The organism is Acidisoma sp. C75 (assembly GCF_054665095.1).
The window spans coordinates 101,412-117,710 of the sequence record NZ_BAAFHD010000004.1; the positions used below are offsets into that span (position 1 = coordinate 101,412).

Here is a 16,299-nt window from a genome sequence, read left to right on the forward strand (position 1 = left end):
TCTGCCCGCCCTCCTGTTCTTGCCGCCGCCTTCAGAAGCTCAGCGCCGTCGCCTGCATCACCAGCGGCAGATGGCGCACCTGCTCCAACACCACTTCGGGCACCTGCTCGTCCACCGAGACGAGGCAGATCGCATCCCCCCCGGCCGCCGCGCGGCCGAGATGGAAGGTCGCGATATTAATGCCGGCGGCTGCCAAAGTCTCGCCAAACCGGCCGATGAAGCCGGGCTTATCCTTATTCGTGACATAGAGCATGTGGCGGCCGAAATCGGCCTCGACGGGAATGCCCTTGATCTCGACGAGGCGCGGCTTGGAGCCGGCGAAGAGCGTGCCGGCGACCGTGCGGGTCATCGACGGGGTGGAGACGGTGAGGCGGATCAGCGTCTGGTATTCGCTCGCTCGGTCATGCACCGCCTCCGTCACCTCGATGCCGCGCTCGCGGGCGAGCACCGGGGCATTGACCATATTGGCGCCCGTGATCATCGGCGCCATGAGGCCGGCGAGCGCCGCCGCCGTCAGCGGCTTGTGGTTGATATGGGAGACGGCGCCTTCGTATTCGATGGTGACCTGGCTCACCACGCCGTCCTTCGCCTGGGTGAGTTGGCCGGCGAATTCGCCTAAGCGCCGGGCGAGGTCCATATAGGGCCGCACGCGCGGCGCATCCTCGGCCGAGATCGCCGGCACGTTGATCGCATTGGCGACCGCGCCGGTGAGCAGATAGTCGCTCATCTGCTCGGCGACCTGGAGCGCCACATTCTCCTGCGCTTCGAGCGTCGCCGCGCCGAGATGCGGCGTGCAGACGACGTTTTCAAGGGTGAAGAGCGGGCTTTCCTTTGCGGGCTCCACCTCGAACACGTCGAGCGCGGCGCCAGCCACGCGGCCGGAGACGAGCCCGTCATAGAGGGCCGCCTCGTCCACCAGCCCGCCGCGGGCGCAGTTGATGATGCGCACGCCCGGCTTCATGGCGGCGATCGCCTCGGCATTGATGATGTAGCGCGTGCCGTCCACCAGCGGGGTGTGGAGCGTGATGAAATCGGCGCGCGCGAAGATCTCTGCAAGCTCCACCTTCTCGACGCCGAGTTCCACCGCCCGCTTGTCCGAGAGGAAGGGATCGTAGGCGATGACCTTCATATGGAGGCCGACCGCGCGATCGGCGACGATCGAGCCGATATTGCCGCAGCCGATGATGCCGAGCACCTTGGCGGTGAGTTCGACGCCCATGAAGCGGTTTTTCTCCCACCGCCCGGCGCGGGTGGAGGCGGAGGCCTCCGGCAGCTGGCGGGCGAGGGCGAACATCATGGCGATGGCATGCTCGGCCGTCGTGATGGCATTGCCGAAGGGCGTGTTCATGACGACGACGCCGCGCTGGGTCGCCGCCTTGATGTCCACGTTATCGACGCCGATGCCGGCGCGGCCGACCACTTTAAGACGGGCCGCCTCGTCCAGCAGCTCCTTCGTCACCTTGGTGGCCGAGCGGATGGCGAGCCCGTCATAGCCGCCGATGATGGCGCGAAGCTCGGCCGGCGAAAGCCCGGTCTTGACGTCGGTCTCGATCCCGCGCGCGCGGAAGATCTCGATGGCGGCGGGGGAAAGCTTGTCGGCAATCAGAACCTTGGGGGCCATCGTGGCTTACTCCGCCGCCTTGAGGGTGGAAAATTCGGCTTCAACCTGGGCTTCCGCCCAATCGAGCCAGGGGAGGAGGGCCGCGATATCGGCGGTCTCCACCGTCGCCCCGCCCCAGATGCGCAAGCCCGGCGGCGCATCGCGGTAGGAGGCGATGTCGTAGGCGACGCCCTCGGCTTCCAGCAGGCCGGCGAGGCGCTTGGCCGCCTTCGCCTGGGCTGCGGCATCGAGCCTGCTGAACCAGGGGGATGCGATGCGGAGGCAGATCGCGGTGGAGGAGCGGGTGGCCGGCTCTTCCGCCAGGAAGCGCGCCCAGCGGCTCTGCTCCACCCAGCCGGCGATGGCGGCGAGGTTCGCTTCCGACCGGCGGATGAGCGCCGGCAGCCCGCCGATGCCCTCCGCCCAGCGCAGACCATCGAGCGCATCTTCCACGCAGAGCATGGAGGGGGTGTTGATCGTCTCGCCCAGGAAGATGCCCTCGCTGAGCTTGCCGCCCGAGGTGAGGCGGAAGATCTTGGGCAGCGGCCGCTCGGGCTTGAAGCTTTCGAGCCGGGCGACGGCGCGGGGCGAAAGGGCGAGCATGCCGTGCGCAGCCTCGCCCCCCAGCACCTTCTGCCAGGACCAGGTGACGACATCGAGCTTGGCCCAGGGCAGATCCATGGCGAAGGCGGCGGAGGTCGCGTCGCAGATCACCAGCCCCTCGCGGCGATCCGCGATGAAACCGCCATCGGGGAAGCGCACGCCGGAGGTGGTGCCGTTCCAGGCAAGCACGAGATCGCGCGCCGGATCGACCTGGCCGAGATCCGGCAGCTTGCCGTAGGGCGCCGTCAGCACCCGGGCATCGGCGAGCTTGAGCTGCTTGACGATATCCGTCGCCCAAGCCTCGGAGAAGCTTTCATGGGCGATCACGTCCACCGGCCGCGGCCCGAGGAGGGACCAGAGCGCCATCTCGACCGCGCCAGTGTCTGACGCCGGGACAATGCCGAGCTTCCAATCGCTCGGCATGCCGAGGATCGCGCGCGAGCGGGTGATGACCTCGGCGAGGCGGGCTTTCGGCTCCTTCGCGCGGTGGCTGCGGCCGAGCAGCGCGCCGTCGAGGGCGTCGAGCGTGAAGCCCGGGCGTTTGGCACAGGGGCCGGATGAGAAATTGGGATTGCGCGGACGGATATCCGGCTTCGATGCGAGCGCCATTGATGGCTCTCCCTTTCAGAAGAGAAGCACCCCGGTGGGGGGGTGTGACCCGCTATCGCCTGTAGAGGATGGCTTGGCGAAGGGCAATCGTCAGAAGCGTTGGCTGGCCTGCGCGGGCGTGATGATTGCGTGACGGCCGAGCCCAGGCGCCCCCCGCTTTGGCGGCCATCGCGCTTCTGCTAGGCTTGGGCCACGGGCAAGACGGCGGATGCTCCGCCGCGCGACGCCGATGACCGCGCCTTCGACGCCTGGGCGAACGAGATGGAGGCCGAGTTCTGGCCGAACTGACCGACTATCTGCGCGGCCCCTGGCGGCTGACGCGGCGCATTCAAGATCTACGGCGCGGTGAGATCGGCCGCCTGAGCGGGGAGGCGCGCTTCGTCCCCGCAGCACCGGGCGTGCTCGCCTTCTCCGAACGCGGCCTCCTCACCCTGCCGATGATGCGGAGCGAGGCGAAGCGCGACTATCGCTTCGAGATGACGGCGCATGGCTTTCGCGTGCTGTTTCCCGATGGGCGCTTCTTCCACGAGGCGGCCTTCGCGCAGGGGCTTGCCCATGTCGTGCATGAATGCGCGCCCGATCTCTATCGCGGCCGCTACCGCCTCGCCGGGCCCGATCGCTGGTGGCTGTCCTGGCGCGTCACCGGGCCGCGCAAGGATCTCGTCATCACGTCGCTCTTCTCGCGCGGCGCGCTTGCCCCGTCTTTACCTTTGCCCGCATAGAATGGAGACTGGTCAATCCACGCGGATCGATACCGTCTCCGGGCTTGAGGACGAGTATCGCTTTGAGCAGTATGTCCCATCTCCCGACCCTGCCGGCATCCTCGAACCCGCCGCCTGGTGATCTGCCCGGGCCCGGCCTCGCGAGCGCGCCGGTCTTCGTGCTCGGCTCCCCCCGCTCCGCGACCAGCCTGGCCGCCCTTCTGCTCAACCATCTCGGCTGGCACGGCTACGAGGAGGGGCATCTCTTCGAGCTTCTCGCCGCCTTACAGGCGGATGTGGAGCGGCACGAAGGCGATCTGCGGTTGACGGCGCCCAACAACGCCTGGGCCGTTTCGGAATTCCCCTTCCTGGCGCTCAAAGCGGGAATGCTGCGCTTGTTCGAGCAGTTCATGGTGCAGCGTTTCGGTGAGCGTTGGGCGGACAAGACACCGGGGCCGGCGGCGGTACGGGCGGCGCCTGCGCTGCTCTCCTACTTCCCCCGCGCCAGATTCATCTTCTGCAAAAGACGCGGGATCGACGTGATCGAATCGGCCCGCCGGCGCTTCGGGCGGGATGGCGGTACGGTGAGGGCCATCTGCGACCAATGGGTCGAGACGATGATGCAGTGGCGGCGCCTCGGCCCGCGCCTCGGGCGCGTGGCGCTCGAGATCGATCATCGCGATCTCGTCGAGCGCCCGGAGGAGATCGCGCACCAACTGGCTGCCTTCTTGGGCGAGCCGGCGCGCGCAGCCGAAATCCGCGATCTGCTCGCACGCTGCAAGCCGGAGCAGACGCAGGCCGAGAGCGTGAGCCTGCGCCTCTCCGAGGCCGACTGGCCGGAGGACGAGAAGGCCTATGTCTATGAACGATCCGCCCATTGCATGGCGCTCTTCGGCTATGGCTTCGAGGATCCGGGCATTGTCGCCGCGCCGCAGCGGCCGATCACCTATACGGTCGATCCGCGGGCGGTCGATCTCTCCGCGCTTGCCGACCCCTCCTATTTCGTTCCGACAGGCTGGAACCGCTTTCTGCTGCATCCGAACGAGCTTCACGGGAAGCCCTCCGCCGTCCGCTTCCGAGCGGTGGATCTCGCAGGCGCCCGCTTTATCGGCTGCCGGCTGGAGCATGGGCACCCCGAGGGTGCTGCCGTGTGCGGCAGGATGGAGCTGTGGCAGGGCGATCTCCTGCTTGCGGAGACGGCGGGCAGTTGCAGCTTCGGCGCGGATTGCGAACTCGCGCTCGCCGTGCCGCCCGGCCTCGCCACCGCCGATCTCGTGCTGCGGACGGAGATGGCCGATGCGGCGCGCACGAACTACTTCGCCTGGGCCAATTTCGTGGGCCTCGCGGTCAGCGGGTAGCGGGGAGCGGAGGGGCGCGTGGCGGGCGCCTCTGTCAGGCGCGTCAGGCCGGAAGCGCGCCGAGGGCCGCGATGCGCTGCGGATCGACCGTGATGCCATGGCCGAGCGGCCCGTGGCCCTGGCCGAGGCCCGGCGCCTGGCGGATCGCCTCCGCCACATAGGCGCGCGCGCGGGCGATCGCGGCTTCGAGCGCCATGCCTTGCGCGAGCCCCGCCGCGATCGCCGAGGCGAGGGTGCAGCCGGTGCCATGGGTGCTGGTGGAGTCGATGCGGGGGCCGCTGAAGGCGATGATGCCGCGATCGGTCGCCAGCAGATCGGTGACGACGGCGCCCTGCAGATGCCCGCCTTTGACGAGCACCGCCCGCGCCCCGGTTTGCAGGAGTGCCTGCGCCGCCTCCCGCTGCGCCGGCTCATCGGTGATGCGGCGCCCGAGCAGCAATTCGGCTTCCGGGATATTCGGGGTGATGAGGGTGGCCCGCGGCAGCAGCAGCGTCTTGAGGGCCGAGAGCGCCTCGGCGTTTTGCAGCCGGTCCCCGCTGGTTGCCACCATCACCGGGTCCATCACGAAGGGCAGGCCGCGCGCCGCACCCTGCAGCATGCTGGCAACCGCCTCGATGCTCGGCGAGTCGGGCAGCATGCCGGTCTTGATCGCGTCTGCCCCGATATCGGAGAGCACGGCCTCGATCTGGGCGCGGAGAAAGTCCGGCGGCACCGGCAGCACAGCCGAGACGCCCCGCGTGTTCTGGGCGGTGAGCGCTGTCAGCGCCGTCATGCCATAGCCGCCCAAGGCCATGATCGCCTTGATATCGGCCTGGATGCCGGCGCCGCCGCCGCTATCGGACCCGGCGACGACCAGCACGCGGCCGGGCGCGCCCATCAGGCGGCGGCTTCCGGCATACGGGCGACGGCTGCGATGATCTCGCACAATTCACCGACGATTCGGCTGATCAGCTGATCGTCATCCGCCTCGGCCATGACGCGGATGAGCGGTTCGGTGCCGGAGGGGCGGATGAGCAGGCGGCCTTCCGGTCCGAGCGCCGCTTCGGCGCGGGTGATGGCGGCCTGCACCCGCTCATCGCCGAGCGGGGAAGCGCCGGCGAAGCGGACATTGCGGAGAAGCTGCGGCGAGGGGCGGAAGACGCGGCAGACGTCGGAGGCGGGCTTGCCTTGCCGCACCAGCACGGCGAGCACCTGCAGGGCGGCCACCAGCCCATCCCCTGTGGTCGCGAAATCCGAGAGGATGACATGGCCGGACTGCTCGCCGCCGAGATTGATGCCGAGCGCCCGCATCCGCTCCGCCACGTAGCGATCCCCCACCTTGGTGCGGTGCAGATCGAGCCCCATCTCGCGCAGGAAACGCTGCAGGCCGAGGTTGGACATCACGGTCGCCACGATCCCGCTGCCGGTCAGCCGTTCCGCCTTGGCCCAGGAGCGGGCGATGAGCGCGAGGATCTGGTCCCCGTCGATGATCTCGCCATGCTCATCGGAAAGGATCAGGCGGTCGGCATCGCCGTCGAGCGCGATGCCGATATCGGCGCCATGCTCGACCACCGCGGCGCAGAGATGATCCGGCACGGTGGAGCCGCAGCCCTTGTTGATGTTGAAGCCATCGGGCGAGACGCCGAGCGGGATGACCTGCGCGCCCAATTCCCAAAGCGCGGTCGGCGCCACCCGATAGGCCGCGCCATTGGCGCAATCGAGCACGATCTTCAGCCCGTCGAGCCGCAGGCCGCGCGGGAAGGTGCTCTTCACCCCCTCGATATAGCGGCCGGCGGCATCGTTCAGCCGCCGGGCGCGGCCGAGCGCATCGGGGCCGGCAAGGGCGAGGTCGCCGCGCGCCATCTCGGCTTCGATCCGCGCCTCATGCGCGTCCGATAACTTCACGCCATCGGGGCCGAAGAGCTTGATGCCATTATCTTCGAACGGGTTGTGCGAGGCGGAGATGACGACGCCGAGATCCGCCCGCAGGCTGCGGGTGAGCATCGCGATCGCGGGCGTCGGCAGAGGCCCGGCGAGGACCACGTCCATCCCGGCGGAGAGGAAGCCCGCGGTCAGCGCCTGTTCGATCATATAGCCCGAAAGCCGGGTATCCTTGCCGATGAGCACCTGGTGGCGATGGTTGCCGCGCGTGAACATCACCCCGGCCGCCTGGCCGAGGCGGAGCGCGGTCTCGACCGTCATCGGGTGGAGATTGGCGCGGCCCCGGATGCCATCCGTGCCGAAGAGCGCGCGGGCGGGCGCGGCCTGCTGGCCGCCAGTGCCGTTGCTCATGGTGTTCAGCCTCTCGTCATGCAGCAGTCACGCTTTTGCCGTGTAGCGACATGCCGCGGGCCAGGCAATTCAGGGCTGGTATCAGCGTGTTTCGAGGAGAGGCAGGCGGGCGGCCCAAAACCTCCTCTGCCGGCAGCATATTATCCTCCGCCGTGCCCCGGGGTCTCGTCTGCCAGCGCCTGCCACACCCGCACGGCCTGCACCGTCTCGGCCACGTCATGCACGCGGAGGATCGCGGCCCCTTGGCTCAGCGCGAAGAGCGCGGCGGCGAGCGAGCCGCCGAGGCGGCGCTCGGCGGCGGCTTCGCCCGAAAGCTGGCCGATGAAGCCCTTGCGCGAAAGGCCGATGAGCATGGGAAAGCCGAGCGCCCGCAAGGGCCCGAGGTTGCGCAGGAGCTCCACGTTCTGCGCGCCGAGCTTGGCGAAGCCGAAGCCCGGATCGGTCACGATCGCCGCGCGCTCCACCCCGGCGGCAAGCGCCCGCGCCACCGCTTCGCCGAGTTCGGCCGCGACCTCGGCGCCGATCGCGCCATAGGTGTTGAGGCCGTTCATCGTCTCCGGCGTGCCGCGCATATGCATGAGCACGACCGGGCAGCCCCGTGCCGCGACCAGCGGCAGCGCCGCCGGATCATGCGTCAGCGCCGTCACGTCGTTGGCGATGCGTGCCCCGGCATCGAGCGCCGCTGCCATGGTCGTGGCGTTGCGGGTATCGGCCGAGACGACGGCGCCTTCGGCGGCAAGCGCGCGGATGACGGGGATGATCCGCGCCTGTTCCTCGGCAGGCGGCACGGCTGCCGCGCCGGGGCGGGTGCTTTCACCGCCGATGTCGATGATATCGGCCCCGGCCTCGCGCATGGCGCGGCCGGCGGCGATGGCGGCGGCCGCGCCATGATGCCGGCCGCCATCGCTGAAACTATCCGGGGTGACGTTGAGGATGCCCATGACGAGCGGGCGGCCGAGGCTGAGGCCGGCCCATTGCCGGCGCGGGTGCTTGTCCATACCGCCAGATAGCAAAACCCCCGGGCCTTGGGGACCCGGGGGTTTGCGTAGAAGCGGAAGGCGGCGCGTTCAGGCCGGGTTCGGCGTCGGGCCGATGCCGCCGGCGAGCGGGGGCACCGGTCGCCCGGCGGTCGGCACCGAGGCGCGGCGGTTCTCGGGGGGCGGCTGATCGTCCACCGGCTTGCGGACGACCGGCTCCCCGCGCATGACGCCGCGCACCTCATCCCCGGTCAGCGTCTCGAATTCGAGCAGCGCACGGGCGATGGCATGCAGCGCGCCGATGTTCTCGGTCAGCAGGCGCTTGGCCTTGGCATAGGCGGCATCAATGATCGACTTGATTTCGTTGTCGATCTCGCGCGCCGTCGCTTCCGACACGTTCTTGTGCTGCGTCACCGAATGGCCGAGGAACACCTCCTGGCCGTTATCGCCATAGGCGATCATGCCGAGCTTGTCGCTCATGCCCCATTCGGTGATCATCCGGCGGGACTGGTCGGTCGCCATCTTGATGTCCCCCGCCGCGCCGTTGGAAACCTTGTCCGGCCCGAAGATGATCTCTTCCGCCGCGCGGCCGCCCATCGCCATGGTCAGCTCGCTCAGCAGCTTGGACTTGCTCTTCGAATAGCGGTCGCCCTCCGGCAGGCTCATGACGAGGCCGAGCGCCCGGCCGCGGGGAATGATCGTCGCCTTATGCACCGGATCGCATTCCGGCTCGAGGATGGCGCAGACCGCATGCCCCGCCTCGTGATAGGCGGTCATCTTCTTCTCATCCTCGCTCATGACGAGCGAGCGGCGCTCCGCCCCCATCATGACCTTGTCCTTCGCATCCTCGAATTCGAGCATGGAGACGACGCGCCGCCCCCGCCGCGCCGCGAGCAGCGCGCCTTCGTTGACGAGATTGGCGAGATCGGCGCCAGAGAAGCCGGGGGTGCCGCGGGCGATCGTCTTGGGGTCCACATCCGCCGCGAGCGGGACTTTGCGCATATGAACGCGGAGGATGCGCTCCCGCCCGTTCACATCCGGGTTCGGCACCACGACCTGGCGATCGAAGCGGCCGGGGCGCAGCAGCGCCGCGTCCAGCACGTCCGGCCGGTTGGTCGCCGCGATGAGGATGACGCCCTCGTTGCTCTCGAAGCCGTCCATCTCCACCAGGAGCTGGTTCAGCGTCTGCTCCCGCTCGTCATTGCCACCGCCCAGGCCCGCGCCGCGATGGCGGCCGACGGCGTCGATCTCGTCGATGAAGATGATGCAGGGGGCGTTCTTCTTGCCCTGTTCGAACATATCGCGCACGCGGCTGGCGCCGACGCCCACGAACATCTCGACGAAATCCGAGCCGGAAATCGTGAAGAAGGGCACATTCGCCTCACCGGCGATCGCGCGGGCGAGCAGCGTCTTGCCGGTGCCGGGGGGGCCGACGAGCAGCACGCCTTTAGGGATCTTGCCGCCCAAGCGCTGAAATTTCTGCGGGTCTTTGAGGAATTCGACGACCTCGCTGAGCTCGACCTTGGCTTCATCGATCCCTGCGACATCGTCGAACGTCACGCGGCCCTGCTTCTCCGTCAACAGCCGCGCGCGGGACTTGCCGAAGCCCATGGCGCGCCCGCCGCCCGACTGCATCTGGCGCAGGAAGAAGATCCAGACGCCCACGAAGAGCAGCATGGGGAACCAGGAGAGCAGGTAGTGGAGCAGCGGGTTGCTGTCCGCTTCCGGCGGCTTGGCGACGATCTCGACATTCTTGCCCATCAGCGTCTGCACGAGCGACGGATCGTTCGGCGTATAGGTCGCAAACGCGCGGCCATCCTTGAGATCGCCGGTCACGTTGCGTTCCTGGATGACCACGTCCTTGACGTTGCCATCCTTCACCTGGGTGAGGAACTCGGAATAGGCCATTTGCGTGACATTCGCGGAATCATTCGTCCCGCGCAGCCCACCGGGCTGGAAAAGGCTGAAAAGCACCACCAGGAGGAGGGCAATGATCACCCACAGCGCCAGGTTGCGACCAAAATTGCTCATTCCGTCATCCAGTTCCTAACCGGCCTAGAAGCATCGCGGGCGGCGCCTGACCCCCTCCGAGAGCGGGGCCGAGCGCTGAGAGTGCCAGACGATCTCCATCAGCGGAACACTTCACCAGAACCAATCCGCGATACAAGCCTAACATAGGAAGTCTTGACGCAAAGCGCATCCTCTATCTGGACGGGGCATCTCATGCCCGCTCGCCGCGCGCGGCATGCATCTGGGCGGCGCCACGGCCGTAGTGACATGGGAAAAACCTCAGGCCAGAGCTGGGACGGAGGTGAAGCGGGCGGCGCTCGCGGGCTGCCGCGGCGCGAAGAGCAGGCGAGGGCCGCCCGCGGGCAAAGCAGGGCACTGGGCCGCGCCGAGCCCGGCGACGGAGCACAGGCTGCCATCCGCGCCGCGCAGGCAGCCGATGGTTTCGAGCACGGCGCGCGGCAGGCCGAGGGCCGCGCGGAACAGCGGTGCATCCCGGCCGAGCGGGCCGAGCCGGCTGCCGGGCGGCAGCTCCATCACATCGGCCAGCGGCCCGTCATCCCTATCGGCCTGCGGCGGCCTCGAAAGGGCGAGCCGGAAGCGGCCATCCCAGACCGCGCCGGCCGTGGCGGGAATGGCAGGGGCCATGGCCACCGCTTCCCGGCAGATCAGAAAGCCGGGGCCGAGTCGCCCGGCCGGCATCAGCCGCACTCCGGCGAGGGTGATGCCGCGCCCGATCGCGGCTTCCGGGTCCGCCGCGATCCGGGCGAGGGCCCGCCCCGGCGGCGGATAGGCGCGCCCGCCGACCATGCCGATCACCTGGGCGAGGGCGCGCGGCGGCCAAGGTGTGGCCCAAGCCCCGGATGAGCGCGGCAGCAGGGCGAAGCCGAAGGGCGAAAGGGTCGCGTGCCGCGCGAGCCAAAGAGCGGCGGCACGATCTTCCTCCGTGCTCGCCGCGGCATGAGCGGCCGCGGCCGCGCCGAGCGCCACGGTCGCCACGCCCATGCCGGCGTGATCGGCGCGCAAGGCGCGCAGCCGCGCGCGGGTGAAATGGGGGCTGCGGTTGCTCGGGTCTTCCACCCAGCCGAGGCCGAGGGCCGCGAGGGTGGCGCGTAGCCGCCCGGGGGGAAGCGTCAGCAGCGGCCGCAGCAGCCGCAGCGCCTGCGTCTCCACCAGCGGCGCCATGCCGGCGAGGCCGTGCGGCCCGCTGCCGCCGAGCGCGCGGAGCAGCACGGTCTCCGCCTGGTCGGCACGGTGATGGCCGAGCATGAGGTCGAGGATGCCGGCCTGCTGGCAGGCCGCTTCCAGCGCCGCGTAGCGCGCCGCCCGCGCCCGGGCCGAGAGGGCAGGGCCCGGCGAGAAGTCTCTGAGGCGGAGGATCTCGGCCGCGAGGCCGAGGCTGGCGAGGCGCCCGGCGGTCTCCGCCGCCTCGGCGCCCGAGTCCGGCCGCAGCCCGTGATCGACGATGAAGGCCTGCAAGGCGATCTGCCGGGGTGGCGACCAGCCGGCGGCGAGCAAGGCGAGGCATAGGCTATCGGCCCCGCCCGATACCGCGAGGCCGAGCCGCGCGCCTGGCGGGAAAGGGCCGAAGGGCGCCATCAGCGCCGCGAATTCAGAGGCCGAGACCGGGCCGGTCTCGGCCTCTGCGGCGGAAGCGGGGTGCCCGCCTCTCAGCAGCCCAACCGCTTATGGGTATTGGCGATCGCCCCATTCAGATAAGCGGGCGGCTTCGGGAACTGGGTGTGCAGGGTTTTAAGCGTGCTGCACGCCGCCGCGTTCTGGTTGATGGCGCCGAGGGTCATGGCGAGGCCGAGGAGCGCGTTCGGCGCTTTGGAACCCTTGTGGTTGCGGTTATAGGCATCGTCGAAGGCGAGCGCCGCTTCCTGATAGCGCTGCTGCCCCTGGAGCGATTGGGCGAGCAGGAACTGCGCCTCATAGGCGCGGGGCGAGCGCGGATATTTGGCCATGATCTCGCGCGCGATGCCTTCGGAGAGCTTGTAGTTGCCCTGATGGAGCGCGAGGTTGCCCTGCTGCAGCAGGGTCTCGGGCGTGGGCGCCACCACCGCCTGCGGGGGCGTGGGTGTGGCGACCGCGGCGCCAGAACCGGCCGGCGCACCGCCCTTGCCGCCATTCTGCATCTGGAAGGAGAGATCGCCGATCTGCTTGGTGAGCTGCGCGTTCTGGGTATTCACCTGGTTCTGCAGCTGCTGCAACTGGCCGGTGAGATCGCGCACCTGCTGCTCAAGCGTGCCGACGCGCTGGAGGAGCTGGGTCGTCAGCGCGCCATTGCCGCCATTGCCCTCGCTCACCGGGGCGCTGTTGCCGCCGCCCCCGCCGCCATTGGCCTGGATCTGCTGCACGCTCGCCTGCAGCTGCTGCAACTGGTTTTGCAGGCCGAGGATCTGATTCTGCAAGGCGATGCCCTCCCGGCTGGTGACACCCGGATCCTGGGCGCGCGCCAGACCGGTGGAGAGCATGAGGCAGAGGAGGCTTGCTGAAAGCCCAGCGAGCAGGGACTTCTTCATCAGGGGGTGTTTCTCCACGGCAAGGCAGCCTGCGCTTCTAGCATCAGCGCGGCGCCGCGTCATGATGACAAGCTTGCCAAATGATTGCATCCCGCCGGGCGCGGCAAGCCCTGCTGCGGGACGCCCGAGCCTTTATCAGAAGACTGCCGGGCACAAAAAGAGGCGGGCACGTTGCCGCGCCCGCCTCTCTCGTTCGTCTCGCAGAGAGACCGACGGGGAGGTTTCGCCCCGCCGGCCCTGCTGAGGGCCGAGGCCTCGCGGCCCGCGGCCCGCATCCTATCCTCAGGAAGAGGGCGACATCGCTTCCTGCGGGTTGTGGCCCTGCACGGAGGTGATCGCATTGCGATCCTGCGCGTAGTCAGCCTCGGTCTGGCCCGGGGAGATCGGCCGGTCCTTGCCGTAGCTGATGGTCTGGATGCGGCTGCCGCTCACGCCCTGCGCGACGAGATAATCACGCGCGGCGTCGGCGCGGCGCTGGCCGAGAGCGAGGTTGTACTGCTCCGTGCCGCGCGGGTCGCAGTTGCCGGCGACGAGAACGGCGACGCTCGGATACTTCTGCAGCCAGGCGGCCTGCTTGCTGAGGGTCGCGCTGGCGTCGGCGTTCAGGTTGGACTTGTTGAAGCCATAGAAAACGCGATCGCCAACATTGGCCACCAGGTCTTCCTCGCTGCCCGGAGCGGGGCCCGAGGTGACGTTCGCGCCGGTGCCGGTCGCCATGCTCGTCTGAGCGGGCTTGGCGCAGGCGGCGAGAAGAGCAACGGCGGCAAAAGCGCCGAGCAGCTTGATGTTCATTTCGGTCCTATCCCTATGGAGGGGTTCAAGGTGAGAAAGACAAAACAACTAAAAAAAGCGAGCCAACCGGAAAATCGACCTTGCAAAGCGGGATTATCAGGCGGAACCGCGCTTACAGCCTGCCGAGGTTATCGGTCAAGCAATGTGGAGTTCATTCTCGGAAATGCAGCCCCTCGTGAGAAAAATGCAACGCTTTTAGGAGAGTAGCGGAGACCATGACGGGTCGGAGGCGCTGGTCGGCGTTTGCACCGCCTGCTCGTTGAAGCCGGTGATGTCGATCGTGACGAGGCGCGACCCGATGCCGCTGCCGCGCTGGAACATGATGACCCGGCCATTGGGGCAGAAGGTCGGGCTTTCAACGTCATAGGCTTCGGACAGGATGCGCTCGCCCGACCCGTCCGGCGCCATCACGCCGACCGCGAAGCTGCTGCCGAGGCGGGTGAAGGCGATGAGATCGCCGCGCGGGGACCAGACCGGATCGGCATAGCGGCCGGCGCCGAAGCTGATGCGCCGCACGTTCGAGCCATCGGCCCCCATGACGTAGAGCTGCTGATCGCCACCGCGGTCGGATTCGAAGACGATCTGGCTACCGTCCGGGCTGTAGCACGGATTGGCGTCGATCGCGCCGGAATTCGTCAGCGTCTGCACATCGCCGCCGCTGAGATTGCAGGTGATGATGTTCGCCCCGCCGTTCTGATAGAGCGACATGATGATCCGGTTGCCATCGGGCGAGAAGCGCGGCGCGAAGGTCATGGTGCGGAAATTGCCGACGAGCGAGCGCTGCCCGCTGCCGAGATCGAAGAGATAGACCCGCACCACCTTGTTCACATAGCTGATGAAGGCGAGCTGATCACGCGTCGGGCTGAAGCGGGGGCCGAGCGCCGTCCAGCTGCCATCCGTCAGGAAGCGGTTGTTCGCGCCGTCCTGATCCATGATGCAGAGCCGCTTGATCGGATGGCTGTTCGAGCCGGTGGTCGAGATATAGGCGATGCGGGTGTCGAAATAGCCCTTCTCGCCGAGCAGGCGCTGGTAGATCACGTCCGCGATGATATGGGCGATGCGCCGCCAGTTGGAGGCGGAGGTGGTATAGGCGGTGCCCTGCAGCTGCGTGCCGGGCAGGACATCCCACAGCCGGAATTCGACGCGCAACTGATCGCCGGACTGGCTCACGCTGCCGGTGACGAGCGCCTGCGCGCCGGTGCCCTTCCAGGCGCCGAAATCGGGCGCTGCACCCGGCGCCGTCGCCGGGCCCGCGGAGGCATCGACGATGCGGAAGAGGCCGCAGCCGCTGAGATCGTTCGAGATGACGCTCACGAGATCGCCGGCACTCGCCGTTCCCTGGAAGGGCGGGATTGCGATCGGGATCGGTGCCGTCCGCGCGTGGCTGACATCGATCACGGCGGAATCGGGCGCGCTGCCGCTGGCCGCGGCAGGCGGCGCCGCGCTTTGGGCGAAGGCGGGCGCGGCGAGGCCGGTCGCGAGCGTCGTGCCGATCAGGCCGCGCCGGGTGATCCGGCGGATAAGGCCGGGCTCGCGCGGGGCGACATCCTCAAGGGCGCTCGGGAAGCGGGAGATCTCAGTCATCTTAGCTCTGCTTTCTTCCGTGTCACGGCTTGAACCGAATGGTGAAGGTCTGCGGCGCATTTGAGAGCGACGCCGGCAAGGGCAAGGGGTTGCACTGGGCGTTCTCGGCGGCGTTGATGGCGCGCATCGCGAAGGCTTGCAGCACCGGATTGGCGTTCACCCGCGCCTGATCCTGGGGCGCGACCCGCGCGTCATACACCTCGCCACCCGGCCGCGTCTTGACCTGGAGGATGACGGAGAGTTGCTGCACGTTCGGCGCGCCGCCGTCGATGAACCAGCAACCTTCGATCTTCTTGCCGATTTCGCCACGTTGGGCGGCGGTCAGCAACGAGGTGGAATCGCCAACCCGCTGGCCGCCGGCATCGGGCGCGCCGCCTTGGGCCGGATTGTAGCGCGATGTCGGCTTCTGCTGCTTCTGGTTCAAAGACCGCAGCTTGTCGAGCGTGTTGAGCACGCTCTGGCTGAGTGCCGCCGGGTTCTGCGTCGGGTTCGGCTGCGTCGTCGGGCTCACCGGCGCGGGCGGCGCCGGGGGAGCGGGCGGCGGCGGCATCGGCAGCGCGGGCGTCGCCTCCGCCGTCGTCTGCGGGGAGGGCGGGGCGGGCGTCGTCGTCTTGCTCGGCGGCGTCGGCGTCGCTGGCGTCTGCGGCGTCGTCGGCTGCTTGGGCGGCGTGGGCTTGGGCGGCGTCGGCTTCACCAGGGGCTTGGCCGGCTGCTGGGGCTGCGGCGGCGTCGGTGCTGGCGGCGGCGGTGGCGGCAGCGGTTCGGCCGAGGGGCTCGGCGTCGTCTGCGGCGCGGGCGCGGTCGTCGGTGCCGGCGGAGTTGGCGTCTGCGCAGGCGGCGGCGGGGTCGCCGGCGCTTGCGGCTGCGGCGGCGCGGGTGCGGGCGGCGGCGGGGTGGGCACCGGCGGCTGGTTGGCCGGCGTCTCCGAAGGCGGCGGCGGCGGCGGGGGGGGCGGCGGCGGCGCGTCGCTCAAAGGCTGCGGGGTCGGCGCCTGGCTCGCCTGCGGCGCATTGGTCGTCGCCTGCGTCTTCTGCGGTGCTGCGGTCTTGCCCGTCACGTCCGATTGCCGCACCTGCGATGCGGGGCCCACGAAATCGACGGAGACGGCGGTGAGATCCGGCGCCTCGGGCGGCTTGCTGGACGGCAGCGAGATGATGAGGGCTGCCAGCAGCAGGAAATGCAGGACGACCGAGACGAGGGTTGCGCGACGCATCGGGGGATTCATCGGCGCAATCCCCGGAGGCGGCCGCGCAGCGCGTGGGCGATGGGCAA

13 protein-coding genes are annotated in these 16,299 nt (G+C 69.0%); 2 read left to right on the top strand and 11 right to left on the bottom strand.

The features are described 5' to 3' along the window. Window positions 1–31: 31 nt before the first annotated feature. Window positions 32–1,621 (bottom strand): phosphoglycerate dehydrogenase, encoded by a 1,590-nt coding sequence (serA, locus tag ACYQ7X_RS06685; RefSeq protein ID WP_459696134.1) that lies wholly within the window; start codon window positions 1,619–1,621, stop codon window positions 32–34. A 6-nt stretch (window positions 1,622–1,627) separates the two neighbouring features. Beyond that, the gene (locus ACYQ7X_RS06690) at window positions 1,628–2,812 is read right to left on the bottom strand and encodes a phosphoserine transaminase (protein ID WP_459696136.1); all 1,185 of its coding nucleotides are present in this window, start codon (window positions 2,810–2,812) and stop codon (window positions 1,628–1,630) included. Between the two features lie 296 nt (window positions 2,813–3,108). Between ACYQ7X_RS06690 and ACYQ7X_RS06695 the strand changes: the two genes are divergently transcribed. Further along, window positions 3,109–3,534: a DUF6314 family protein gene (locus ACYQ7X_RS06695; protein ID WP_459696403.1), complete on the top strand. Its 426-nt coding sequence runs from the start codon at window positions 3,109–3,111 to the stop codon at window positions 3,532–3,534. Window positions 3,535–3,605: 71 nt separating this feature from the next. After that, on the top strand, window positions 3,606–4,871 hold the full coding sequence (locus tag ACYQ7X_RS06700) for a sulfotransferase family protein (RefSeq protein WP_459696404.1): 1,266 nt from the start codon (window positions 3,606–3,608) through the stop codon (window positions 4,869–4,871). A gap of 43 nt (window positions 4,872–4,914) precedes the next feature. On the opposite strand, the gene thiD is transcribed toward ACYQ7X_RS06700, so the two are convergent. The 9 genes from thiD to ACYQ7X_RS06745 all read right to left on the bottom strand — a co-directional run bounded on the left by thiD (window position 4,915) and on the right by ACYQ7X_RS06745 (window position 16,240). Next, a complete protein-coding gene (gene thiD, locus ACYQ7X_RS06705; RefSeq protein WP_459696137.1) occupies window positions 4,915–5,748 on the bottom strand; it encodes a bifunctional hydroxymethylpyrimidine kinase/phosphomethylpyrimidine kinase in 834 nt (277 codons plus the stop codon). After that, window positions 5,748–7,142 (bottom strand): phosphoglucosamine mutase, encoded by a 1,395-nt coding sequence (gene glmM, locus ACYQ7X_RS06710; RefSeq protein ID WP_459696138.1) that lies wholly within the window; start codon window positions 7,140–7,142, stop codon window positions 5,748–5,750. Before glmM ends, thiD begins: the two co-directional genes overlap by 1 nt. Window positions 7,143–7,282: 140 nt before the next feature. After that, the gene (gene folP, locus ACYQ7X_RS06715) at window positions 7,283–8,140 is read right to left on the bottom strand and encodes a dihydropteroate synthase (protein WP_459696139.1); all 858 of its coding nucleotides are present in this window, start codon (window positions 8,138–8,140) and stop codon (window positions 7,283–7,285) included. 69 nt (window positions 8,141–8,209) lie between these two features. Continuing rightward, window positions 8,210–10,150, bottom strand: a complete 1,941-nt coding sequence (gene ftsH / locus ACYQ7X_RS06720; protein WP_459696140.1) for an ATP-dependent zinc metalloprotease FtsH — start codon at window positions 10,148–10,150, stop codon at window positions 8,210–8,212. Window positions 10,151–10,408: 258 nt separating this feature from the next. Beyond that, window positions 10,409–11,725: a tRNA lysidine(34) synthetase TilS gene (gene tilS / locus ACYQ7X_RS06725; protein ID WP_459696141.1), complete on the bottom strand. Its 1,317-nt coding sequence runs from the start codon at window positions 11,723–11,725 to the stop codon at window positions 10,409–10,411. Window positions 11,726–11,796: 71 nt separating this feature from the next. Next, window positions 11,797–12,651, bottom strand: coding sequence for a tetratricopeptide repeat protein (locus tag ACYQ7X_RS06730; RefSeq protein ID WP_459696142.1), 855 nt, complete (start codon window positions 12,649–12,651; stop codon window positions 11,797–11,799). A 282-nt stretch (window positions 12,652–12,933) separates the two neighbouring features. Next, window positions 12,934–13,443, bottom strand: coding sequence for an OmpA family protein (locus tag ACYQ7X_RS06735; RefSeq protein WP_459696143.1), 510 nt, complete (start codon window positions 13,441–13,443; stop codon window positions 12,934–12,936). A 195-nt stretch (window positions 13,444–13,638) separates the two neighbouring features. After that, entirely contained in the window at window positions 13,639–15,027 is a 1,389-nt protein-coding gene (gene tolB / locus ACYQ7X_RS06740; RefSeq protein WP_459696144.1) for a Tol-Pal system beta propeller repeat protein TolB, read from the bottom strand. Between the two features lie 22 nt (window positions 15,028–15,049). Continuing rightward, on the bottom strand, window positions 15,050–16,240 hold the full coding sequence (locus ACYQ7X_RS06745; protein WP_459696145.1) for a hypothetical protein: 1,191 nt from the start codon (window positions 16,238–16,240) through the stop codon (window positions 15,050–15,052). Window positions 16,241–16,299 lie beyond the last annotated feature (59 nt).

Excerpts from the sequence above, each read along its gene's own strand:
- serA (WP_459696134.1), bottom strand. The coding sequence starts at position 1,621 with ATGGCCCCCAAGGTTCTGATTGCCGACAAGCTTTCCCCCGCCGCCATC.
- ACYQ7X_RS06690 (WP_459696136.1), bottom strand. The coding sequence starts at position 2,812 with ATGGCGCTCGCATCGAAGCCGGATATCCGTCCGCGCAATCCCAATTTC.
- ACYQ7X_RS06700 (WP_459696404.1), top strand. The coding sequence starts at position 3,606 with ATGTCCCATCTCCCGACCCTGCCGGCATCCTCGAACCCGCCGCCTGGT.
- thiD (WP_459696137.1), bottom strand. The coding sequence starts at position 5,748 with ATGGGCGCGCCCGGCCGCGTGCTGGTCGTCGCCGGGTCCGATAGCGGC.
- glmM (WP_459696138.1), bottom strand. The coding sequence starts at position 7,142 with ATGAGCAACGGCACTGGCGGCCAGCAGGCCGCGCCCGCCCGCGCGCTC.
- folP (WP_459696139.1), bottom strand. The coding sequence starts at position 8,140 with ATGGACAAGCACCCGCGCCGGCAATGGGCCGGCCTCAGCCTCGGCCGC.
- ftsH (WP_459696140.1), bottom strand. The coding sequence starts at position 10,150 with ATGAGCAATTTTGGTCGCAACCTGGCGCTGTGGGTGATCATTGCCCTC.
- tilS (WP_459696141.1), bottom strand. The coding sequence starts at position 11,725 with ATGGCGCCCTTCGGCCCTTTCCCGCCAGGCGCGCGGCTCGGCCTCGCG.
- ACYQ7X_RS06730 (WP_459696142.1), bottom strand. The coding sequence starts at position 12,651 with ATGAAGAAGTCCCTGCTCGCTGGGCTTTCAGCAAGCCTCCTCTGCCTC.
- ACYQ7X_RS06735 (WP_459696143.1), bottom strand. The coding sequence starts at position 13,443 with ATGAACATCAAGCTGCTCGGCGCTTTTGCCGCCGTTGCTCTTCTCGCC.
- tolB (WP_459696144.1), bottom strand. The coding sequence starts at position 15,027 with ATGACTGAGATCTCCCGCTTCCCGAGCGCCCTTGAGGATGTCGCCCCG.
- ACYQ7X_RS06745 (WP_459696145.1), bottom strand. The coding sequence starts at position 16,240 with ATGCGTCGCGCAACCCTCGTCTCGGTCGTCCTGCATTTCCTGCTGCTG.